The sequence below is a fragment of the Streptomyces sp. NPDC001450 genome (genome assembly GCF_053597295.1).
Map to the genome: position 1 here is coordinate 221445 of NZ_JBSFHY010000003.1, position 20807 is coordinate 242251.

The 20807-nt window shown below is 71.9% G+C and carries 23 protein-coding genes and 3 pseudogenes; 17 read left to right on the forward strand and 9 right to left on the reverse strand.

Features of this window, described 5'->3' with window-relative positions; genetic code table 11:
- Positions 1–59 precede the first annotated feature (59 nt).
- Positions 60–1238: a saccharopine dehydrogenase family protein gene (locus ACWC5O_RS04505; RefSeq protein WP_450584952.1), complete on the forward strand. Its 1179-nt coding sequence runs from the start codon at positions 60–62 to the stop codon at positions 1236–1238.
- Between the two features lie 9 nt (positions 1239–1247).
- Here the strand turns inward: ACWC5O_RS04505 and mmpA are convergent, their stop codons facing one another.
- Positions 1248–1394 carry a morphogenic membrane protein MmpA gene (gene mmpA / locus ACWC5O_RS04510; RefSeq protein WP_403958984.1) on the reverse strand — a complete coding sequence of 49 codons (147 nt, stop codon included), beginning with the start codon at positions 1392–1394 and terminating at the stop codon, positions 1248–1250.
- Between the two features lie 203 nt (positions 1395–1597).
- Here mmpA and ACWC5O_RS04515 point away from each other — a divergent pair, with 203 nt between their 5' ends.
- Entirely contained in the window at positions 1598–1786 is a 189-nt protein-coding gene (locus ACWC5O_RS04515) for a hypothetical protein (RefSeq protein WP_450584954.1), read from the forward strand.
- Here the strand turns inward: ACWC5O_RS04515 and ACWC5O_RS04520 are convergent.
- The gene (locus ACWC5O_RS04520; protein WP_450584956.1) at positions 1750–2457 is read right to left on the reverse strand and encodes an endonuclease V; all 708 of its coding nucleotides are present in this window, start codon (positions 2455–2457) and stop codon (positions 1750–1752) included. The two genes, ACWC5O_RS04515 and ACWC5O_RS04520, sit on opposite strands and share 37 nt — an antisense overlap.
- Before the next feature lie 61 nt (positions 2458–2518).
- Here ACWC5O_RS04520 and ACWC5O_RS04525 point away from each other — a divergent pair, with 61 nt between their 5' ends.
- Positions 2519–2815, forward strand: a complete 297-nt coding sequence (locus ACWC5O_RS04525) for a YciI family protein (RefSeq protein WP_450584958.1) — start codon at positions 2519–2521, stop codon at positions 2813–2815.
- A gap of 10 nt (positions 2816–2825) precedes the next feature.
- Here the strand turns inward: ACWC5O_RS04525 and ACWC5O_RS04530 are convergent, their stop codons facing one another.
- Together ACWC5O_RS04530 and ACWC5O_RS04535 are read right to left on the reverse strand one after the other, a co-directional pair.
- Complete coding sequence (locus ACWC5O_RS04530; RefSeq protein ID WP_450584959.1) at positions 2826–3158, reverse strand: plasmid stabilization protein; 333 nt, start codon at positions 3156–3158, stop codon at positions 2826–2828.
- 57 nt (positions 3159–3215) lie between these two features.
- Positions 3216–4328 carry a WD40/YVTN/BNR-like repeat-containing protein gene (locus ACWC5O_RS04535; RefSeq protein ID WP_450584961.1) on the reverse strand — a complete coding sequence of 371 codons (1113 nt, stop codon included), beginning with the start codon at positions 4326–4328 and terminating at the stop codon, positions 3216–3218.
- Positions 4329–4515: 187 nt separating this feature from the next.
- Between ACWC5O_RS04535 and ACWC5O_RS04540 the strand changes: the two genes are divergently transcribed.
- Positions 4516–4932 (forward strand): spore wall synthesis regulator SsgD, encoded by a 417-nt coding sequence (locus ACWC5O_RS04540; RefSeq protein WP_386577770.1) that lies wholly within the window; start codon positions 4516–4518, stop codon positions 4930–4932.
- Between the two features lie 15 nt (positions 4933–4947).
- On the opposite strand, the pseudogene ACWC5O_RS04545 reads toward ACWC5O_RS04540, so the two are convergent.
- Positions 4948–5798 (reverse strand): annotated as a pseudogene (locus tag ACWC5O_RS04545) (isocitrate lyase/PEP mutase family protein).
- A gap of 361 nt (positions 5799–6159) precedes the next feature.
- Here ACWC5O_RS04545 and ACWC5O_RS04550 point away from each other — a divergent pair.
- The 3 genes from ACWC5O_RS04550 to ACWC5O_RS04560 all read left to right on the forward strand — a co-directional run bounded on the left by ACWC5O_RS04550 (position 6160) and on the right by ACWC5O_RS04560 (position 9900).
- A complete protein-coding gene (locus ACWC5O_RS04550; RefSeq protein ID WP_450584963.1) occupies positions 6160–7785 on the forward strand; it encodes an ABC-F family ATP-binding cassette domain-containing protein in 1626 nt (541 codons plus the stop codon).
- A gap of 135 nt (positions 7786–7920) precedes the next feature.
- Complete coding sequence (gene ddaH / locus ACWC5O_RS04555) at positions 7921–8697, forward strand: dimethylargininase (RefSeq protein WP_450584965.1); 777 nt, start codon at positions 7921–7923, stop codon at positions 8695–8697.
- Between the two features lie 228 nt (positions 8698–8925).
- Positions 8926–9900 carry an acyl-ACP desaturase gene (locus tag ACWC5O_RS04560; protein ID WP_450584967.1) on the forward strand — a complete coding sequence of 325 codons (975 nt, stop codon included), beginning with the start codon at positions 8926–8928 and terminating at the stop codon, positions 9898–9900.
- Positions 9901–9952: 52 nt separating this feature from the next.
- Here the strand turns inward: ACWC5O_RS04560 and ACWC5O_RS04565 are convergent, their stop codons facing one another.
- Positions 9953–10198 carry a WhiB family transcriptional regulator gene (locus ACWC5O_RS04565; RefSeq protein ID WP_386577765.1) on the reverse strand — a complete coding sequence of 82 codons (246 nt, stop codon included), beginning with the start codon at positions 10196–10198 and terminating at the stop codon, positions 9953–9955.
- 338 nt (positions 10199–10536) lie between these two features.
- Between ACWC5O_RS04565 and ACWC5O_RS04570 the strand changes: the two genes are divergently transcribed.
- On the forward strand, positions 10537–11328 hold the full coding sequence (locus tag ACWC5O_RS04570) for a VOC family protein (RefSeq protein ID WP_450584969.1): 792 nt from the start codon (positions 10537–10539) through the stop codon (positions 11326–11328).
- Positions 11329–11350: 22 nt separating this feature from the next.
- Here ACWC5O_RS04570 and ACWC5O_RS04575 read toward each other — a convergent pair whose 3' ends face one another.
- Complete coding sequence (locus tag ACWC5O_RS04575) at positions 11351–12391, reverse strand: LacI family DNA-binding transcriptional regulator (RefSeq protein ID WP_450584971.1); 1041 nt, start codon at positions 12389–12391, stop codon at positions 11351–11353.
- 130 nt (positions 12392–12521) lie between these two features.
- On the opposite strand from ACWC5O_RS04575, the gene ACWC5O_RS04580 reads away from it, so the two are divergent.
- From ACWC5O_RS04580 to ACWC5O_RS04590, 3 genes and pseudogenes are all read left to right on the forward strand, one after another.
- Positions 12522–13403, forward strand: a complete 882-nt coding sequence (locus ACWC5O_RS04580) for a hypothetical protein (protein WP_450584972.1) — start codon at positions 12522–12524, stop codon at positions 13401–13403.
- Between the two features lie 91 nt (positions 13404–13494).
- Positions 13495–13875: pseudogene (locus ACWC5O_RS04585) on the forward strand (HEAT repeat domain-containing protein); the annotation flags it as partial.
- Positions 13876–13955: 80 nt separating this feature from the next.
- On the forward strand, positions 13956–14288 hold the full coding sequence (locus tag ACWC5O_RS04590; protein WP_450584973.1) for a hypothetical protein: 333 nt from the start codon (positions 13956–13958) through the stop codon (positions 14286–14288).
- Positions 14289–14355: 67 nt separating this feature from the next.
- Here the strand turns inward: ACWC5O_RS04590 and ligD are convergent, their stop codons facing one another.
- Positions 14356–15375: a non-homologous end-joining DNA ligase gene (gene ligD, locus ACWC5O_RS04595; RefSeq protein ID WP_450584975.1), complete on the reverse strand. Its 1020-nt coding sequence runs from the start codon at positions 15373–15375 to the stop codon at positions 14356–14358.
- A 74-nt stretch (positions 15376–15449) separates the two neighbouring features.
- On the opposite strand from ligD, the gene ACWC5O_RS04600 reads away from it, so the two are divergent.
- Together ACWC5O_RS04600 and ACWC5O_RS04605 are read left to right on the forward strand one after the other, a co-directional pair.
- The gene (locus tag ACWC5O_RS04600) at positions 15450–16529 is read left to right on the forward strand and encodes an ATP-dependent DNA ligase (protein ID WP_450584977.1); all 1080 of its coding nucleotides are present in this window, start codon (positions 15450–15452) and stop codon (positions 16527–16529) included.
- Positions 16530–16673: 144 nt separating this feature from the next.
- Positions 16674–17654 (forward strand): DUF3048 domain-containing protein, encoded by a 981-nt coding sequence (locus ACWC5O_RS04605; RefSeq protein ID WP_450584979.1) that lies wholly within the window; start codon positions 16674–16676, stop codon positions 17652–17654.
- Positions 17655–17666: 12 nt separating this feature from the next.
- Here the strand turns inward: ACWC5O_RS04605 and ACWC5O_RS04610 are convergent, their stop codons facing one another.
- Positions 17667–18134, reverse strand: a complete 468-nt coding sequence (locus tag ACWC5O_RS04610) for a MarR family winged helix-turn-helix transcriptional regulator (RefSeq protein ID WP_450584981.1) — start codon at positions 18132–18134, stop codon at positions 17667–17669.
- 181 nt (positions 18135–18315) lie between these two features.
- On the opposite strand from ACWC5O_RS04610, the gene ACWC5O_RS04615 reads away from it, so the two are divergent.
- The 4 genes and pseudogenes from ACWC5O_RS04615 (at position 18316) to pcaH (ending at position 20806) form a co-directional block, all read left to right on the forward strand.
- Positions 18316–19071, forward strand: a complete 756-nt coding sequence (locus ACWC5O_RS04615) for a CoA transferase subunit A (RefSeq protein WP_450584983.1) — start codon at positions 18316–18318, stop codon at positions 19069–19071.
- Positions 19071–19715: a CoA transferase subunit B gene (locus ACWC5O_RS04620; protein ID WP_450584985.1), complete on the forward strand. Its 645-nt coding sequence runs from the start codon at positions 19071–19073 to the stop codon at positions 19713–19715. Before ACWC5O_RS04615 ends, ACWC5O_RS04620 begins: the two co-directional genes overlap by 1 nt.
- A 103-nt stretch (positions 19716–19818) precedes the next feature.
- Positions 19819–19969 (forward strand): annotated as a pseudogene (locus tag ACWC5O_RS04625) (3-oxoadipyl-CoA thiolase); the annotation flags it as partial.
- A 63-nt stretch (positions 19970–20032) separates the two neighbouring features.
- Positions 20033–20806, forward strand: coding sequence for a protocatechuate 3,4-dioxygenase subunit beta (gene pcaH, locus ACWC5O_RS04630; RefSeq protein ID WP_450584986.1), 774 nt, complete (start codon positions 20033–20035; stop codon positions 20804–20806).
- Position 20807 lies beyond the last annotated feature (1 nt).

A 20807-nucleotide genomic window follows, 5' to 3' on the forward strand; every position in this document is an offset into this window, starting at 1 on the left:
TACGCTTCACGCTAGCCTCAGCCACCGACAGCGGCGCGGCTGCACGACCAAGGGGTGTCATGAGCAGGCTGAAAAGGACGGACCGTCCCTACGACATCGTGCTCTTCGGGGCCACCGGCTTCGTCGGCACGCTCACCGCGGAGTACCTCGCCGCACACGCCCCCGAGGACTTGCGCTGGGCGATCGCCGGGCGCGACGAGGGCCGGCTGGAGCGGCTGCGCGACCGGCTGCCCGGCGGCTCCGGCATCGGGGTGCTGCGGGCCGACGTGCGCGAACCGGCCACCCTGCGCGCGCTCGCCGAGCACGCGCGCGTGGTGGCCACGACCGTCGGGCCGTACATCACCTACGGCGAGGAACTGGTCGCCGCCTGCGCGGACACCGGGGCCGACTACCTCGACCTCACCGGCGAGCCCGAGTTCGTGGACCTGATGTACGTCCGGCACGACGCACGCGCGCGTGAGACCGGCGCCCGCCTCGTGCACGCCTGTGGCTTCGACTCCGTACCGCACGACCTCGGCGTGTACTTCACGGTCCGGCAGCTGCCGGAGGGGGTGCCGCTGACCGTGGACGGGTTCGTGACCGCCGACGCGGCCTTCTCCGGGGGCACACTCGCCTCGGTGCTGAACCAGTTCGCGCGCGGCCGGCAGATGGTGGCCGCCGCCCGCGAACGCGGCCGGCACGAGCCGCGCCTGATGGGGCGCCGGGTGGCGGCGCCGAGGGGCGCGCCGCGGTTCGCCAAGGAGGTCGGCGCCTGGGCGGTGCCGCTGCCGACCATCGACCCGCAGATCGTGCGCCGTTCGGCGAAGGCCCTGGACCGGTACGGCCCCGACTTCCGTTACCGGCACTATGCGGCGGTCCGGCACCTGCCGGTCGCCGCGGGCGGCGTCGCCGCAGTGGGCGCGGTCGCGGCCGCCGCCCAGCTGCCGCCCGCCCGGCGCTGGTTGTCGGACCGGCTGCGGCCCGGAAGCGGGCCGAGTCCGCAGAAGCGGGCGAAGAGCTGGTTCCGGGTGCGCTTCGTCGGCGAGGGCGGCGGGAAGCGCGTCTTCACCGAGGTCGCGGGCGGCGACCCGGGCTACGACGAGACGGCGAAGATGTTCGCCGAGGCGGCCCTCAGTCTGGCCTCCGACGAGCTGCCGCCGACCTCCGGTCAGGTCACCACGGCCGCCGCGATGGGCGACGCGCTGACCAAGCGGCTGCGCGCGGCGGGGATCACCTTCCGGGTGGCCGCCGAGCAGTAGCTCACCGCGCTACATCTGCCACCCCAGGAGGGTCCAGAACATCCCGCCGATCCAGGCGAGCCCCGCCACCACGGCGAGGACCAGAGCGGCCGTCACGGCGCGCTCGACGGGCTGGGCGGGACGGGTCACGGTCTTGGCGGAACGGTGTGTCGTCATGGGCGCCAGCCTGCCGTCGGGCCGGTACGGACACATCCGTACGCGTACTCGGGCGACGTACTCACCAGGTTCCGGGCCCCCTTCTCCCTCGTTTGAGACTTTCCGAGCCAAGGCCGCTCGGACACCTGCGACTACGCGCTCGAAGTTTCACCGGGAACTTCAGTGAGACGCTGGAAGCCCAGGCCGAAGGAGGCGGAACGGAAGTGAAGTTCGTACTCGAAGTGACCGTGGACGAGGGCGCGTCGGCGGCGGACCGGGCCGGCGAGCTGGGGCGGATCCTGCGCTACTGGGGCGGGAACCTCCACCACTACGCCCTCGAACCCGGCGACGGCAGCGCCGTGTACGACTCGCGGTATCAGGAGGTGGGCTCCTGGCGCGTCGACGCCTCCTGAAGCGCCCGCCGGCACAGCGCGTCGGCCCTGCGTGTGGTCTCCGGCAGGCGGAACTCCGGGGTCAGGGCCAGGGTGTGCGCCAGGGCGTTGTCGAGGCTCACCCGGTGGCCGACCGAGACGAAGACCGGCTTGACGCCGCCCCGGGTGCGCAGGGCCCGGCCGACCTCCTCGGTGCCCGCGAGGAGCGGTGCGGAACTGCCCCGCGCGGGCCCGGGTTCGTCGTACGTGAAGGTGAACGGGTTCTTGGCGACGCCGATGGTCGGCAGGCCGGTGAGCACGCCGAGGTGGCTGGCGAGGCCGAAGCGGCGCGGGTGGGCGAGGCCGTATCCGTCGCACACCACCAGGCCCGGCGGGCAGAGCAGGGCGTCCAGGGCTGCGCGCACGGTCGGGATCTCGCGGAAGGCGAGCAGACCGGGAACGTACGGGAAGGAGATCCTGCCGACGGCCGTCGTCTCCGCGACGACCTCCAGGGTGGCCGCGTCCAGGACGACGGCCGCCGCGGCGACGAGGTCACGCTCGTCGTCGTAGGCGACGTCCACGCCTGTGACGTGCCCCGTCCCGGGCGGCGGCCCCGGCTCGTCGAGCACCACCCGCCCACGCAGCTCGTCCTGTACGGCGCGGGCCTCGTCCTCGGTCGCGGGCCAGCCCGCGGGTACGCCTACGGTCGTCATGATGGCCAAGACTGTACGGCCCACCGACGCCCGTGGCGGGCCCGGGGGTAGGCTCGCGATCATGTTCGTACTGGAGTTGTCCTACACCGCCCCGCTCGACGCCGTGGACGCCGTGCTTCCGGCTCATGTGGCCTGGCTCGACGAGCAGTACGAGAAGGGCTTCTTCCTCGCCTCCGGACGCAAGAACCCCCGCGACGGCGGAGTGATCCTGGCCGTCGCGGAGAACCGCGCCCGCATCGAGGAGGTCGCCGCGGGCGACCCGTTCATCGCCGCCGGGGTGTGCGAGTACCGCATCACGGAGTTCCTCGCCACGAAGACGGCGCCCGAACTGGCCCACCACCGGCAGACGCTGAGCTGAGCCCCGGGACTCAGCTCTTCTTCGCGTTCAGCGCGCGCTGCAGCTGCGCCTTGTTCATGTCCGAGCGGCCTTCGATGTTGCGCCGCTTGGCCTCCTCGTACAGCTGGTCGTAAGTGGGCCCTTGCGAGCCCTTGCCGGACCGCTGGCCGCCCCGCTTGCCGGACGACATGTCCTGGGTGGAGGTGCGGCTGGCCGTCTTCGACTCGCCGGACCGGGCGCGTTCCTTGTTCACCGTCCGCGCGGCGATCTCCTCGGCGCGCTGCGTGCTCTCGCCCCGGTCCAGCGCGCTCTGCTTGATGTGCTCGTACTGGCGTTCCCTCTTGGGGCTGGAACCGCGTGGCATGACCGCTCACTTCCTCTCGTGTGCGGTGACCGGGTACCCGCGATCAGGCCTTCCGCATCACCGCTCCAGCCGCGCCACGCGCCCCTTCTCCCCGGCCGCCCAGCAGCTCAGGTCGCGGGTGCAGGACACGGTGTCGTACGAGCCGGTGTCGATGGTCCGCCAGGTGCGGCCGCCGTCGGTGGTCAGGTCGGTGCCGGTGGGGCCGACGGCGAGGGCGGCACCGCGGCTGTGCGGAAGCCAGGCGGCGCCGGAGCGGTAGGCGGGCGGAGCGGTGGCGGCGGGGCGCCAGGTGCGGCCGCCGTCGGCGGTCACCGCGGCCGCCTGTGGCGAGGTCCGGTCGGGGCGGTAGTCGCCGCCGACCGCGAGTCCGTGGGTGCGGTCGCGGAAGGCGAGCGCGAAGACGCCCTTGGCCGGATCGCCCGCCGGAACCGGCGTGTCGGCGGCCGTCCAGGTCAGTCCGCGGTCGGCGGAGTGCAGCACGCGCGCGTGGGCTCCGCCGCCGGTCGCCAGCCAGACGTCCCTCGGCCCGGAGGTGACCAGGCACTGGCCGCTCGCCGCGAAGCCGGCCTCGCCGTCCAGGGCGGGCGGCATGCCGTCGGCGGGCAGCACCCGCCAGGAGCGGCCGCCGTCGCTGGTGGACAGGATGCGGAACCTGCCGTCCACGGGGTCGCTCATGGCGAGGCCGTGACGGCGGTCGAAGAAGGCGAGGCAGTCGTAGAAGGCCTTCGGGTCGGTGTTGCGGAACGACTCCGTCCAGGTCTCACCGCCGTCGTCGGTGCGGTAGACGCGGGAGGCCTCGCCCTCGCCGATGGCCAGCACCACCGCGCGCCGCGTGTCGAACGCCTCGACGTCCCGGAACTGCAGGTCGGCCGCGCCCGGCGGAGAGACGTTCCGCCAGCTCGCCCCGCCGTCGGTGGTGCGCAGCACGGTGCCCGCCGTACCGGCCAGCCAGGCGGTGTCACGGTCGACGGCGGACAGGCCGCGGAAGCGCACCTGCGGGGTGCCGCTGTTCTTCGCCTCCCAGTGCACGGTTCCCCGGGCTCCCTGGCCGAACTGCCCCGCCTCGGCGGCCGGCACCGTCAGCGCGGCCAGCGCCGCTCCGCACGCCACCCCCGCCGCCACCAGCCGGCCCGTCCGTCCCCTGCGTCGCGTGCTCCCCAAGCGCCTCATGGCGGGCGAAGCTAGCCCACCTGCCCGCCGCCGTCCAGAGGACCTCACGGGCACACGCCCGTGCATGAAAGCGGTGACCGAGGTCACTCGTTCCCGACGTGCACGCAATGGCCGAATCCATCGTCTCTTCCAGTACCAGGCCCCACCCGCCCGCAAGTACGTCCAGCCGTCACAAGGGAGCAAGGTGTTGTCCACCGTCATCGAGCAGCCCGTAGAGGCCCGCCTCGTCGCCGCCGCACCGCGCATGCCGAGCATTCCCGCCAAGCTGCGCTACGACCGAAGCGACCCGTTCGCCGTCCGCATGACCTTTCCGGCCCCGGCCACCCTGGAGGGTGTCGAGGTCTGCTGGACCTTCTCCCGTGAGCTGCTCGCGGCCGGGCTGCACGGCCCGGAGGGCTTCGGTGACGTGCGCGTACGGCCGTACGGCTACGACCGCACCGTACTGGAGTTCCACGCCCCCGAGGGCACCGCGATCGTGCACGTGCGCTCCGGCGAGATACGGCGGTTCCTGCAAGCGACCGGCGACCTGGTGCCGGTCGGCCTGGAGCACCTGCAGCTGGACCTCGACCACGACTTGGCCGAGCTGATGCGGGATGCCTGCTGACCTGCGCGAAACGCGTTACGCGCGCGTGAGCAACGCGTTCAGCTCACCGTAGTCGAACCCGCCGGCCAGCGCCCCGTACGTCCCCTCCCGCAGCAGCTCCCGCGCGGCGCGGCGGACCAGGGCGTGGGCGGCCTCGGCGAGACCCGAGCCGGCGCTGATCCGGGCGACGCCGAGCGCGGCCAGTTCGGCGAGCGTCGGCGCGCCGGGGCCGACGAGCGCGTTGAGCGGCCCGTCGACGCCCGCGACGAGCGCCCTGACCGTCTCCGGGTCGACGGCCCCGGGGACGAAGATCCCGTCGGCGCCCGCGGCCAGGAAGGCGGCCGCGCGTTCCAGGGTGAGGTCCACTCCCCCGGCGCCGCGCAGGAAGGTGTCGATCCGCGCGTTGACGAACAGCGGCAGGCCCGCCGTGTCGGCCGCCGCACGGGCCGCGGCGATGCTCCCCCAGACTTCGTCCGGGGGGACCCCCATTTCGCTTCGCTCGCCTGCTCGGCGACCGGCCGCAGCGGCTCACCGCCCGCCTCGTGGCGGGCGTCCTCGATGTTGACGCCGACCGCGCCGACGGCGATCACCGCACGGACGGTCTCGGCGACCCCGGCGGCGTCTTCGGCGTAGCCGCCCTCGATGTCGGCGGTGACCGGGACCCGTACGGCGTCGACGATGCGGGGGACGGCCGCGAGCGCGCGGTCACGGTCGAGCCGGTCGCCGTCGGCGGTGCCGAGCGCCCAGGCGAGCCCCGCGCTGGTGGTCGCGACGGCGGCGGCGGCGCTGACCGGGTCCCAGGCGTTCGGCAGGACCAGAGGGCGGCCGGGCACGTGCAGTGCGCGGAAGGCGAGGGCGGAGTCGGCAAACGGGTGCTGAAGCGTCATGCGGGGAAATCAAACAGTCCAGGTGGGGGCGACGCCGGCAGAAATCCGACACCAGCGTGGGCCGCGACCAGGGGCACGGAAATCGGCCACCGGGAACACGCGATTAATCGCGTTGACAGCGTTTCCGGCCCGCTCGTACGGTGTAGGCGTTCCTGTTGCCGCCGATTGGAGAAGGACGTTGCTCGTCTGAGGTCCTGAGACACCGCGTTCACACCGGTGAGGTGTGCGTGGCGTTCGACCTCGGCGTCCGAGCCGTCCTCAGGCACAGGCCTTCTCTCCGTGCCCCAGGTTCTTCGGTTTCCGCCTCGCGGTGTCTCGACATGCGTCCGCCCACACCGCACCCAGCAACCGCGAGGCCTGTATGTCTTCTTCCCTCACCTGCACGTCCCTGTCCTTCGCCTGGCCCGACGGCACCCCCGTCTTCGACGGCCTCGACATCGCCTTCGGCCCCGGCAGGACCGGGCTCGTCGGCGTCAACGGATCAGGGAAGTCAACCCTGTTGAAGCTGCTCGCCGGTGAACTCGGCCCGTCCGACGGCACCGTCAAGGTGGCCGGCGAGGTCGGTCATCTGCCGCAGAACATCACGCTCGACACCGCGCTCCGCGTCGACGAGGCCCTCGGTATCGCCGGCCGGCGAGCCGCCCTGCACGCCATCGAGGCGGGCGACGTGTCCGAGGAGCACTTCGAGACCGTCGGCGACGACTGGGACGTCGAGGAGCGCGCCCTGGTCACGCTCGGCGAACTCGGACTCGGTCACATCGGCCTGGACCGCACCGTCGGCGAGGTTTCCGGCGGCGAGTCGGTGCTGCTGCGCCTGGCCGCACTGCTGCTGCGCCGCCCGGACGTCCTGCTCCTCGACGAACCCACCAACAATCTCGACCTGTACGCGCGCCGGCGGCTGTACGCGGCCGTCGCCTCCTGGCCGGGCGTGCTGGTGGTCGTCAGCCACGACCGTGAACTCCTGGAACTGGTCGACCAGATCGCCGAGCTGCGCTCCGGGGAGGTCACCTGGTACGGCGGCAACTTCTCGGCCTACGAGGAGGCCCTCGCCGTGGAGCAGGAGGCGGCCGAGCGGATGGTGCGGGTGGCCGAGGCGGACGTGCGCAAGCAGAAGCGCGAACTCGCCGACGCCCAGGTCAAGCTGGCCCGCCGCAAGCGGTACGGGCAGAAGATGTTCGAGCAGAAGCGCGAGCCGAAGATCGTCATGGGCGCCCGCAAACGCGCCGCCCAGGAGTCCGCGGGCAAGCACCGCATCATGCACGAGGAGAAACTCGCCGAGGCCAGGGAGCGGCTGGACGAGGCGGTCGAGGCCGTACGGGACGACGACGAGATCCGCGTCGACCTGCCGTACACGGCCGTACCGCCCGGCCGGCAGGTGCTCACCCTGCAAAACCTGGGGCTGGCCCACGGGGCGCGTGTCGAGGGGATCCTCGATCTGCGTGGCCCGGAGCGGATCGCCCTCGTCGGCCGCAACGGTGCGGGCAAGACGACACTGTTGCGGACCATTGCCGGGGAACTGGCGGCGGTGGCCGGCGAGGCGCGGGCGCACGTCCCCCTGCGGTTCCTGCCGCAGCGCCTGGACGTGCTGGACGACGCACTGACGGTCGCCGAGAACGTGGCCCGGTTCGCGCCGGGCGCCACGAACAACCGGGTCCGGGCGCGCCTGGCCCGCTTCCTGTTCCGGGGCGCACGGGCCGACCAGAAGGCCGGGACGCTCTCCGGCGGCGAGCGCTTCCGGGCGGCCCTGGCCGCGCTGATGCTCGCCGAGCCCGCACCGCAGCTGCTCCTGCTGGACGAGCCGACCAACAACCTCGACATGGCGAGCGTCCGGCAGTTGACGACGGCCCTGGAGTCGTACGAGGGTGCCCTGCTCGTCGCCAGCCACGACCTGCCGTTCCTGGAGTCGATCGGCATCACGCGGTGGCTGCTGATGGAGGACGGGCAGTTGCAGGAGACCACGCCCGAGACGCTCGGCGATCCGGCCTAGCCGGACCGGCGGGGGTCTCAGGTGGGGCACAGCCTGACAACGAGGGTTTTGTCCAGGCCACCGTGCCCTGCATGATGGCGGACCGGCGCCGCGTCACGGGCGCCGGACCGCACCGCCGACATCGAAAGGTCCCTCGTGCCCAGCAAGAAGGCCCTCGTCCGCCGCCCCAGCCCGCGCCTCGCCGAAGGCCTGGTGACGCACATCGAGCGGGAGAAGGTCGACGTGGACCTGGCCGTCGAGCAGTGGGAGGCGTACGTCGAGGCGCTGGGCGAGCACGGCTGGAAGACGATCGAGGTCGATCCGGCCGACGACTGCCCGGACTCGGTGTTCGTCGAGGACACCGTCGTCATGTACAAGAACGTGGCGTTGATCACCCGGCCCGGCGCCGAGTCCCGGCGCGCGGAGACCGCGGGCGTCGAGGAGGCCGTGGCCCGGCTCGGCTGCTCGGTGAACTGGATATGGGAGCCGGGCACCCTGGACGGCGGCGACGTCCTGAAGGTCGGCGACACGGTCTACGTCGGCCGGGGCGGGCGCACCAACGCGGCCGGAGTGCAGCAGTTGCGGGCCGCCTTCGAGCCGCTGGGCGCGCGCGTGGTCGCCGTACCGGTGAGCAAGGTGCTGCACCTGAAGTCGGCGGTCACCGCGCTGCCGGACGGGACGGTCATCGGGCACATCCCGATGGTGGACCGGCCGTCGCTGTTCCCGGGTTTCCTGTCGGTGCCGGAGGAGTCCGGCGCGCACGTGGTACTGCTCGGTGGCCACAAGCTGCTCATGGCGGCGAGCGCCCCGAAGACGGCGGAGCTGCTCACCGATCTCGGCCACGAGGTAGTCACGGTGGACATCAGCGAGTTCGAGAAGCTCGAGGGCTGTGTGACGTGCCTCTCGGTGCGCATGCGGGAGCTGTACGCCTGATCGGGTGATCCCGTCGCTCCGACAGCCCCGGGACCTGCGGGTCCCGGGGCCGTTTGGCATGCCCTCGAAAAGCCGGGCCCTGGGCGCTGATCAGCGATCTTTACAACGAACTTAACCTACGGCTTCGTAACCTACGGATTCGTAGCCTACGATCTCGTAGGTTTCCGGCGCCGCTCGCCGGACCATCCCCGTCTCTCCCCCTCTGTTCGGCGTCCCCCTGGAGTTCCTGTGACGATCACCTCCCCTCACCTCGGCAGCCCGTCCGTGTGGACCGACGCGCGGCTGCTGTACGCGCTGGAGGAAGTGGTCGAGAAGGAGCTGAACCGACATCTGAAGGTCGCCAAGGACTGGATGCCGCACGAGTACGTGCCCTGGAGCGACGGCCGTAACTTCCCCGGCCTGTTCGAGGACGGCGAGGCCTGGGACAAGGAACAGTCCAAGGTGACGGAGATCGGGCGCATCGCCCTCATCGTCAACCTCCTGACCGAGGACAACCTGCCCAGCTATCACCACGAGATCGCCTCGCTGTTCGGCCGCGACGGCGCCTGGGGCACCTGGGTGCACCGCTGGACGGCCGAGGAGGGCCGGCACGGCATCGTGATGCGTGACTACCTGCTCACCTCGCGCGCGGTGGACCCGGACAAACTGGAGCAGTTCCGGATGTCACACATGAGCGAGGGCTTCGAGTCCGACAACCGGCACTCGATGCTGCACTCGGTCGCCTACGTCGCCTTCCAGGAGCTGGCGACCCGCATCTCGCACCGCAACACCGGCCACCAGTCCGGCGACCCGGTCTGCGACCGCATGCTGGCGCGCATCGCGACCGACGAGAACCTGCACATGGTCTTCTACCGCAACCTGCTGAAGGCCGCCTTCGAACTCGCTCCCGACCTGACCATGCAGGCGGTCCGGGACGTCGTGGTCAACTTCCGCATGCCCGGCCACGGCATCCCCGGCTTCGAGCGCGCCGCCGCGCAGATGGCGATCGGCGAGGTCTACAACCTGCGCATCCATCACGACGACGTCCTCGAGCCCGTGCTGCGCTTCCTGAAGATCATGGAGATCGACGGCCTCGGCCCGGAGGGCCGCCAGGCGCAGGAGGAACTCGGACTCTTCATGGGCGGCCTGAACACGGAGGCCACCAAGTTCGACGAGAAGCTGGCGGCCCGCAAGGCGCGGATGGCGGCGCGGGCCGCGGGCTGAGCGGCGCTCGGGCCGTCGCCCGAGGTGGGTGCCGGTGGGACGTGCCACGCGGTCAGTGGGACGTGCGGCGCAGGGCGAGGCGCTCCTTCTCGGAGAGGCCGCCCCAGACGCCGAAACGCTCGTCGTTGGTGAGCGCGTAGTCGAGGCAGGCGGAGCGCATCTCGCACATGGCGCAGATGCGCTTCGCCTCGCGCACCGAGCTGCCGGGCTCGGGGAAGAAGAAGTCCGCCCCGGTCTGTGCGCACAGAGCCTGTGCCTGCCAGGCGGTGTCGGCCGGGGTGATCGTGTCGATGTGCATGCCCAGGATCGTGCCGTGCGGCGAAAAACGTTCGATCAACGCCGGGTCAACGGCGCGGCCGCGACCCGGGCCGCCCGTTGACGCTCCACCGGAGCCCTGGGCCGACCCGATGATGCTCCGTGCGCGGACGCCCGCGCACGGCGGCGCGCGGAAGCGGTGTGAAAACCCGGAGAACCCGGCGCGGCGCCCAGGGTGACCGGGAGCATCGGTCCGGCGTGCGGCGGCGCTCCGGCAGCGGTTGTCAGTGGGCGGTGCCAGACTCGGCAGTGCAGAGGACGGGACCCGTTTCCGGACACCCCTTCCAAGGGTTTCCGGACCCGCTTTCAAGGAGGGCGAAGATGCTCACCACCCGTTTCGTCGACGGCGCGCCGAACTGGATCGATGTCGGCACCCCCGACCTCGACGGCGCCCTCGCCTTCTACGGCGGGCTGTTCGGCTGGCAGTTCCAGTCGGCGGGGCCGGACGCCGGCGGCTACGGCTTCTTCCAGCTGGCCGGCAGGACCGTCGCGGGCGGCATGCAGACCGGACCCGACCAGGGGCCTGCGGCCTGGACCGTGTACTTCCAGAGCGAGGACGCGCAGGCCACGGCCAAGGCGGCCGAACAGGCGCACGGCAGCGTGCTGTTCCAGCCCGTGGACGTGATGGGCCAGGGGCACATGGCGGTCCTCGCCGACCAGGCGGGCGTCCCATTCGGGATCTGGCAGCCCGGCCAGACCAGGGGCGTGGACGTGGCGAACGAACCGGGCGCGCTGTGCTGGGTCGAGCTGTACACGCCGGACATCGCGGCGGCCGCCGCGTTCTATCAGAGGGTCCTGGGCATGGAGACCTCGGCCGTGCCGTTCCCGGGCGGCACGTACACCTGTGTGAACCCGGGCGGTGCCGGTGAGGACGCCATGTTCGGTGGGATGGTCCCGCTGGCCGACGACCCGACGGAGGCGGAGGCCGGCCCGTACTGGCTGCCGTACTTCGAGGTCGAGGACACCGACGCCGTGGTCGAGAAGGCACAGCAGCTGGGCGGCACGGTGCGCATGCCGGCGACGACCATGGAGGGCGTCGGCCGGATGGCCAAGCTCGCCGACCCGTACGGCGTCCGCTTCGCGGTGATCAAGAGCGAGCCGCCGCAGGGCTGAGGCGTCGGCGGGCGCTGTGTGCCTAGGCGGACGCGCGTCGGATCAGGGTCGTCGGCAGGACGACGCTGGAGACGGTCGCGTCCGCCGGGGCCGCGTCGCGCGTGCGGCCGGCCAGGTCGCGCAGCAGGAGGCGGGCCATCAGCCGGCCCATCTCCTCGATGTCCTGACGGACCGTCGTGAGCGGTGGATCGGCCTCTTCGGCCACGGGCAGCACGTCGTCGAAACCGATCACGGCCACGTCGTCCGGCACGCGTCGGCCCCGCTCGCGCAGCACGCGCAGGGCGCCGAGCGCGGTGAGGTCGTTGGCGGCGAACACCGCGTCCACGTCCGGGCAGCGGTCGAGCAGTTCCCGCATGGCGCGCTCGCCGCCACCCGGGGTGAAGTCGCTCTCCACGACGAGCCAGGGAGCGGCGTCGCCCACGACGTCCCGGTAGCCGTCGAGCCGGTCCACCGCCGAGGTCTGGTCCAGCGCGCCGGTGATGTGCGCGATCCGGGTGCGGCCCAGGTCCACGAGATGGCGTACGGCCTCGCGGGCGCCGCCCCGGTTGTCGCTGTCGACGTACACCGGACCGGGGGTGCCGTCGCTCCAGTCGGGGCGGCCACCGAACACGGTGGGCACGCCCGCGTTCCGGATCAGACCGGGCAGCGGGTCGTCGAGGTGGAGGGAGAAGACGAGCGCGCCGTCGACATGGCCTCCGGCGAGATAGCGGGCCACCCGGGCGTGGTCGGCGCGGCCCTCGGTCAGCAGCAGCACGAGCTGGTTGTCGTGGGCCGTCAACTCCTTGCTGATGCCGCGCAGTTGCAGCGCGAAGAAGGGGTCGGCGAAGACCCGGGCCTCGGGTTCGGCGATGACGACGGCGACGGCGTCGTGCCGCTTGGTGACGAGGCTGCGTGCGGCCTGGTTGGGCACGTACCCGAGTTCCTCGACCGCCTGCCGGACCCGTTCGACCAAGGGCTCCCTGACCCCGTCGCCGCCGTTGACGACCCGGGACACGGTGGCCCGGGACACCCCGGCCCGCGCGGCCACGGCCTCCAGCGTGGGACGCGACACTGCCTCGGTCACTTCGGGACTCCTCATCGGCGGCTGGCGATCAGGATAACCGCGGTGCGGTGGGGCCGTCGGGGGCCGGAAGAGGGGTTGCTCCCTGGCGTCTCGCCAGGTGAAGATCGCCGCATGAAGACGAGAAAGGCTCATGCCGGCTGAGCGCCCGGAGACGCGGCTCGTGCCCTACGCACGACTGCCGCGCACCTACCGCGACCGGCACATCGTCCACAGCTCCGTCGACGCGTTCGGCCGGGCCCACTGGCTGCTCACCGAGCAGGCGCCCGAAGACCTGGGCACCGATCCGTACGACGCATTGGTGGTGACCGTCGAGGACGGCGCGTGCCACGAGACGTACCTGCATGCGGTGTTGCGCTGGTGCCGCCACATCGAGGCCCTGCCCGACGGCGGGTTCGTGCTGGCGTCGCCCCGGGCGGACAAGGACGACCAGCAGCAGGTCCAGGTCTTCGACGCACTGGGCCGGGCGACCGGCACGTTCCGCGTGGGGGACGGCATCCAGCACCTCCTGGCCGACCGGGCGGGAGACCTCTGGCTCGGCTACTTCGACGAGGGCGTCTACGGTGACGCGTTGAGCGCGCCCGGCCTGCGCCGCTGGAGCATCACGGGCGAACCCCTGTGGTCCTACAGCCCGGTGCCCGGCGCGGGATGGATCGACGACTGCTACACCTTGAACGTGGCGGGGCGCACGGCCTGGGCGTGCCCTTACGCCCGCTTCCCGCTCATCGAGGTGGACGAGGGCCGGGTCGTGCGGGTGCGACAGAACCCGGTGCGGGGTGCGAACGGGCTCGCAGTCCTGGGCGAACGGGCGGTGTTCTTCAGCGGATACGGAGACGACCGCAACCGGCTCGTCGACTGCCGTCTGACGGAGACCTCCGTGGAGCCGTTGACCGAGAGCCGCCTGGTCCGCCCCGACGGCGGCCGGCTCGGCCGGCGCCGGACCGTCTCCCGTGGTTCCCGGATCCATGTGCAGGTCAAACCGTTCACCGAGTGGTTCGTGTTCGACCTCGCGTGAGGGTTGTCCACAGGCCCGGCCCGTCGTCAGTGGCGTGCGGCATCCTGTGATCAGTGGCGGAACACGCGCCATGAACCAGGGGGAGGGCCGGATGTTCAGGGGGATCGACGACGTCGACTGGGCGTCGATGGGGCATGCGTACACGGAATCGGCGACCGATGTGCCGGAGCTGCTGTGGGGGTTGGCGTCGGACGACCCGGAGCGCCGGGAGATCGCGCTGGACGGCATGTACGGCGCGGTGCACCACCAGGGGGAGGTGTACGACAGCACGGTCGCCTGCGTCCCGTTCCTGGAGGTACACGAGGAGTGGCTGCGGCACTTCTTCGTGGCCCGTGACCTGGTCCGCGAGCGGGCCGGGGACTTCCTCGGACTGCTCGGCGATCCGGATCCCGGGGTGCGGACCGCCGTGCCGGGTGCGCTGGCTCGGCTGCACCAGGACCCGGTGCGGGTGTTCGGCGCCCTGCGCGGTCGTGGAGCCCGTGGTACGCGGCCCTGCAGCTGACCGAGTCCCTGGGCCGGTCCGGCGCCGCACTAGCAACCACGTTGCGCGAGATGATCGCGGACGGCCATACGCCGGCCCGGGCGGCCGTCGGCCTGTGGCAGGTCACCGGGGAGACGGGCGAGACACTCCCCGTGTTCCTGACCGAGTGGTCGGCCGCGCCGGCCCAACGCCCCGCCATAGCCGGCTGCCTGGCGGGCATGGGCGCGGCGGCCGCACCGGCGCTGCCGCTGATACGCGCGGAGCCGGCCTCGTCCCGCCGCCACAACAACGACGACTCCACCGGCAACATGCGCTACGACGTTTTCACCGACGTGGCCCTCCAGCAGGACTGCCGGCGCGTGCTGGCCGGGTTCGGCGAGCGGATCGACACGCCGGTGCGCTAGCGCCGGGCCGGGTCGGGTCGGATCGGGCCGGATCGGGTCGGATCGGGTCGGGTCGGGTCGGGTCGGGTCAGGAGTCCTGCTCGCGGCGGGCCCGGCTCGGCTGGACCCGCTTGGGCTCGCCCGGCATCTTCGGGTACTCCGGCGGGTACGGCAGGTCGCCCAGGCCGTGGTCGTGTTCGTCGCGGCGGGCCAGCTCCAGGAGGGCGTCGAGGGAGTAGGCGTGGTCGTCCATGTCGGCGTGCACGTCGCCGAGTTCGGCGAAGCGGGCCGGCATGGTGGCGAGGTCGAAGTCGCGGGGGTGGGCCACGCCGACCTCCTCCCAGCGCAGGGGCGCGGAGACGGGGGCGTGCGGGCGGGGTCGTACGGAATAGGCGGAGGCGATGGTGCGGTCGCGGGCGGTCTGGTTGTAGTCGAGGAAGATGCGTTCGCCGCGCTCCTCCTTCCACCACTTGATCGTGACCTGGTCGGGCATCCGGCGTTCCATCTCCCGGCCGATCGCGATCGCGGCGCGCCGCACCTGGGGGAAGGTCCAGCGCGGTTCGATGGGCACGAAGACGTGCAGGCCGCGTCCGCCGGAGGTCTTGGGCCAGCCGCGCAGGCCGCCGAACTCGTCGAGGACGGCGCGCAGTTCGTGGGCGGCACGAACGGCGTCGGCGTAGTCGGTGCCGGGCTGCGGGTCGAGGTCGATGCGGAGTTCGTCGGGATGGTCGACGTGGGTGCGGCGCACCGGCCAGGGGTGGAAGGTGAGCGTGCCGTACTGGGCGGCCCACACCACGGCGGCCTCCTCGGTGGGGCACATCTCGTCGGCGCTGCGGCCGCTGGGGAAGGTGATGTGGGCGGTGGGGATCCAGTCGGGCATGCCCTTGGGCGCCCGCTTCTGGTAGAACCACTCGCCGCCGATGCCGTCCGGGAAGCGCTGGAGGGTGGTGGGGCGGTCGCGCAGTGCGCGCAGGATGCCGGGGCCGACGGCGGCGTAGTACCGGGCGACGTCCAGCTTGGTGAATCCGTACTCCGGGAAGAAGACCTTGTCCGGGCTGGACAGCCGTACGGTCCGGCCGGCCACGTGCAGTTCCACCGCATCACCCATGCGGCCACGGTAGGCGCGCCTGGCACACCGCGCATACCGGGCGGCAGCTGACGTATGCGAGCAGAATCGGACGCATGGATCTGCCGGTGATGCCGCCCGTGAAGCCGATGCTCGCCAAGCCGGTGGCGAAGATCCCGCCGGGCATGCACTACGAGGCGAAGTGGGACGGGTTCCGCGCGATCGCGTTCCGGGACGGGGACGAGGTCGAGCTGGGCAGCCGTACCGGGAAGCCGCTGACCAGGTACTTTCCGGAGCTGGTTGCGGCGCTGAAGGAGCGGGTGCCGGAGCGGTGCGTGCTGGACGGGGAGATCGTGATCGCGCGGGGCGGGCGGTTGGACTTCGACGCGCTGACCGAGCGGATCCATCCGGCGGACTCGCGGGTGCGGATGCTGGCGGAGAAGACCCCGGCCTCCTTCGTCGCCTTCGACCTGCTGGCGCTGGACGACCACGCCCTGCTCGACGTACCGCTGACCGACCGCCGTGCCCTGCTGGAGCGGGCGCTGTCCGGGGTGAGCGCGCCGGTCCATCTGGCGCCGGCGACGACCGACGTGGAGGTGGCGCACCGGTGGTTCGAGCAGTACGAGGGCGCCGGGCTGGACGGGGTCGTCGCCAAGCCGCTCGATCTGCGCTATCTGCAGGACGAGCGGGTCATGTTCAAGATCAAGCACGAGCGGACGGCGGACGTCGTCGTGGCGGGCTACCGGTTCCACAAGAGCGGACCGGTGGTGGGCTCGCTGCTGCTGGGTCTCTACGACGGCCGGGGCGCCCTGCAGCACGTGGGCGTGTCAGCGGCCTTCGCCATGAAGAAGCGCGCCGAGCTGGTCGAGGAGCTGGAGCCGCTGCGGATGGACGACGTGACCGGGCACCCGTGGGCGGCCTGGGGAGACGAGGCGGCACATGAGACGGCCCGGCTGCCGGGGGCACCGAGCCGCTGGTCGGGCAAGAAGGACCTGTCCTGGGTGCCGATCCGGCCGGAGCGGGTCGCCGAGGTGGCCTACGACCACATGGAGAACGGCGCCCGCTTCCGGCACACGGCCCGCTTCCGCCGCTGGCGCCCGGACCGGACGCCGGAGAGCTGCACCTACGCTCAGCTCGAGGAGCCGGTGCGCTACGACCTCGCGGAGATCCTGGGTGCCAAAGAGGACGGCGCGTAGGCCGCATCAGGATCCTGGGCCGCATCAGGATCCTGGGCCGGATCGGCCGACGCGAACGCGCGACTGGTACGACCCAGGGATGGCCCGCGATGACCTGATGAGCACACAATCAAATCATCCGAACGGGGGGTGGCGGCGGTGGGCATGGGACACGGGGCACGCACACGACGTACGGCGCTGACGGCGGCACTGCTCGCCGCACTGATGACGACCTCCCTCACAGCGGGCTGCACACGGCACGGCCCGGCCGACGATGCCCGCACCCCGCACCGGACCCCGTCCCCGACCCGCCCGGCCGGGCCCGCGGACGGCTCACCGCTCGCCGTGAAGATCGACAACGTGCCCGCGGCCCGCCCGCAGACGGGACTCGACGCGGCGGACGTCGTGTACGCGGAGCAGGTCGAGGGCGGGCTGAGCCGCCTGATGGCGGTGTACGCCACCACGCTTCCCGAGACGGTCGGTCCCGTGCGCAGCGCCCGCGAGTCCGACCTGGAGCTGCTGCGCCAGTTCGACGAGCCGACCCTGGCGTTCTCCGGAGCCCAGCGCAAGCTGCTGCCGCTGATCCACCAGGCCCCCGTGCGGGCCGAGTCGCCCGACGAGGCAGGAGACGCCTACTACCGGGGCACCGGCAGGGCCGCACCGCACAACCTGTATCTGCACCCCGCCCGGCTGCTGTCCTCCGCGCCGGGCAAGGCCGCGCTGACCACCGGGTTCCGCTACGGCCCGGCTCCCTCCGGTGGCACTCCCGAGACCACGCGGACGGTGCGCTATCCGTCGGCGCGCTTCACCTTCGCCTGGTCCGCGGGGCGGGGCGGCTGGCTGGTCGCGATGGACGGCACGCCCACGGTGACGACCGACGGCGGACGGCCGGCGCCGGCGACGGTCGTCGTGCAGTACGTGAAGATCCGCGCGTCCCGGTACCACGACGCGCTCGGCAACAGCACGCCGTACACCGAGACGGTCGGCTCCGGAAAGGCCGAGGTGCTGCGGGAGGGCCGGTCCTTCGACGCCACCTGGTCCCGGCCGTCCGCGACGGGCGGCACAGCGTTCACGGCGGCGGACGGCAGCCCGATGAACTTCGCCCCCGGCCAGGTGTGGGTGGTGTTCGCCGAGGCCCACTCCTGACCGGGCCGCCGTTCAGCCCTGTTGGGCGACCAGTGGCTCGGCCGGGTTGCGCAGGTCCTCGGCGGCGTCCGCGACCCGGCGGATCAGGTCGAAGAAGACGGTCTGCTCCTCGGGGGAGAGCGGGGCGAGGAAGACCTGGTTCATCCGCGCGGTGCGCACGGTCAGCTTGCGGTGGACACGCAGGCCCTCGTCGGTGAGGCGGAGCAGGAAGCGGCGGCCGTCCTGCGGGTCGCGGACCTTGTGCAGCAGCTCGCGGCGGGTGAGCCTGCTGATGACCTCGGCGATGGTCGACCGGTCCAGGCCCACCCGCTCCCCCACGGTCCGCTGGTCGAGGCCCGGCTCGGCGACGAGCGCGTTCAGGACCGCGAACTGCGGTGAGGTGATCTCCTCGGAGACCATGGTGTTCCACAGCAGGTAGTGCGCCTGCTGGAGCCGCCGGGCCAGGTGCCCGGGATGGGTGGCGAGGTCCACCGCGGCCATGTGCGCTCCCCTGATCGATTCGTTGGTGCACTGAACGATACTCGCCGGACGACCCGTCTGTCTGCACAGGAAATCCCTATTACTACGAGGTCTTGACGGGTCCGATGTCCGATGGCAGCGTGAGGAGCACCTCGCCGAAATACTCAGTGCGCTGATTAATTGCAGAGATGGGGCTTCACGGATGGACAAGGTGGTCGCCACTGCCCTGGAGGCGGTGGCCGATGTGCCGGACGGCGCGTCCCTCGCGGTCGGCGGCTTCGGGCTGAGCGGTGTGCCGAACGTACTGATCCAGGCGCTGTACGAGCGCGGGACGACCGGTCTGAGCGTGGTGTCGAACAACTGCGGCGCGATGGGGTCCGGCCTCGCGGTGCTGCTGGCCGCCGGCCGGATCGCCCGGGTGACCGGCTCCTACATCGGCGGCAACAAGGAGTTCGCCCGCCAGTACCTGTCCGGCGAACTGGAGGTCGAGCTGATCCCGCAGGGCACGCTCGCCGAGCGGCTGCGCGCGGGCGGCGCCGGGATCCCCGCCTTCTACACCCCCGCGGGCGTGGGCACGCAGGTCGCCGAGGGCGGGCTGCCGTGGCGCTACGACGGTGAGGGCGGGGTCGCGCTCGCCTCGCCGCCGAAGGAGGTCCGGGAGTTCGACGGCGTGGAGTACGTCCTGGAGCCGGGCATCCGCACCGACTTCGCGCTGGTCCGCGCCGCCCGGGGCGACCGGCACGGCAACCTCGTCTTCGGCAAGTCCACCCGGAACTTCAACCCCCTTGCCGCGATGGCCGGCCGGGTGACCGTCGCCGAGGTGGAGGAGCTGGTGGAGCCCGGGGAGATCGACCCGGACGCGGTGCACCTGCCCGGCGTCTTCGTGCAGCGCGTGGTGGCGCTGACCCCCGAGCAGGCGGCGGACAAGAAGATCGAACAGCGGACGGTGAGGTCCTGATGGCCTGGACACGCGAGGAGATGGCCGCCCGCGCGGCCCGCGAACTCAAGGACGGACAGTACGTCAACCTCGGCATCGGCCTGCCGACGCTGATCCCGAATCATCTGCCGCCGGGCGTCGAGGTGGTCCTGGAGTCGGAGAACGGCATCCTGGGCACCGGCCCGTACCCCGCCGAGGACGCGGTCGACCCGGACCTGATCAACGCCGGCAAGGAGACCGTGACGGTTCTGCCGGGCGCCTCATACTTCGACTCGGCCCTGAGCTTCGCGATGATCCGGGGCGGGCACATCGACGTGGCCGTGCTCGGCGCGATGCAGGTGTCCGCGGGCGGCGACCTGGCCAACTGGGCGGTCCCGGGGAAGCTGGTCACCGGGATCGGCGGGGCGATGGACCTGGTGCACGGCGCCCGTACGGTCGTCGTCGTCATGACGCACACGGCCAAGGACGGCTCCCCGAAGATCCTGGAGCAGTGCACGCTGCCGCTCACGGGCAAGGCGTGTGTGAACCGAGTCGTCACGGATCTGGCGGTGCTGGACGTCACGGATGCGGGGCTCGTCCTGGTGGAGACCGCGCCGGGCGTGACCGTTGAAGACGTCGTCATCAGGACCGACGCCGAACTGACCATCGGGGAGAACGTGCTGTGAACCCTGTACACGTCGTCGACGCCGTCCGCACCCCGATCGGCCGCTACAACGGCGGACTGTCCTCCGTCCGCCCCGACGACCTCGCCGCCCACGCCCTCCGCGCAACGAGGCGTTCCGCGCCCAGGTCCTCGGCCGTGTCGCGTAGTGGCCCGAGTTCGACCCGGCGATCCTCAACCCCCAGGGCGGGGCGATCGCCCTCGGCCACCCTCTGCATCGGCGTGGGCCAGGGCCTCGCACTCGTCCTCGATCGCTGAGGACTGGTCCTCGCACGTCGAAGTCTCCTCCTCGAACGCCAAGGAAGCGTCAGGTATCCCCCAATGGCTCTCACCCAGCAGGACATCGACCAGGAGATCGCGGCCGAGCACGCCGCGTACGAGAAGCGGGTCGCCGACGGAGCGCCCGTCGAGCACCACCCGCGCCGTGACTACGCTCCCTACCGCTCCTCCGTGCTCCGCCACCCCAAGCTGCCCCTGGTCGCCATCGACACCCGCCAGGACCCCGAACTGGTGGAACTGCACTCCCCCGCCTTCGGGGAGCGCGACCTCACCGGCATCGACAACGACCTCACCCGGCAGCACACCGGCCAGCCCGTCGGCGAGCGGATCACCGTCTCCGGACGACTCCTGGACCGTGCCGGGCACCCGGTCCGCGATCAGCTCGTCGAGATCTGGCAGGCCAACTCGGCCGGACGCTACGCCCATCAACGCGAGCAGCACGACGCCCCGCTGGACCCCAACTTCACCGGCGTCGGCCGCACCCTCACGGACGCCGAGGGCCGCTACCACTTCACCACCATCCAGCCCGGCCCCTACCCCTGGCGCAACCACGTGGGCGCCTGGCGCCCGGCGCACATCCACTTCTCGGTCTTCGGCACGGCGTTCACCCAGCGGCTGGTGACGCAGATGTACTTCCCGAACGACCCGCTGTTCCCGTACGACCCGATCCTGCAGTCCGTGACGGACGACGCGGCCCGGCAACGGCTGGTCGCCACCTACGAACACGGCCTGTCGGTGCCGGAGTTCTCCCTCGGCTACCGCTGGGACATCGTGCTGGACGGCCCGGCCGCCACCTGGATCGAGGAAGGACGCTGAC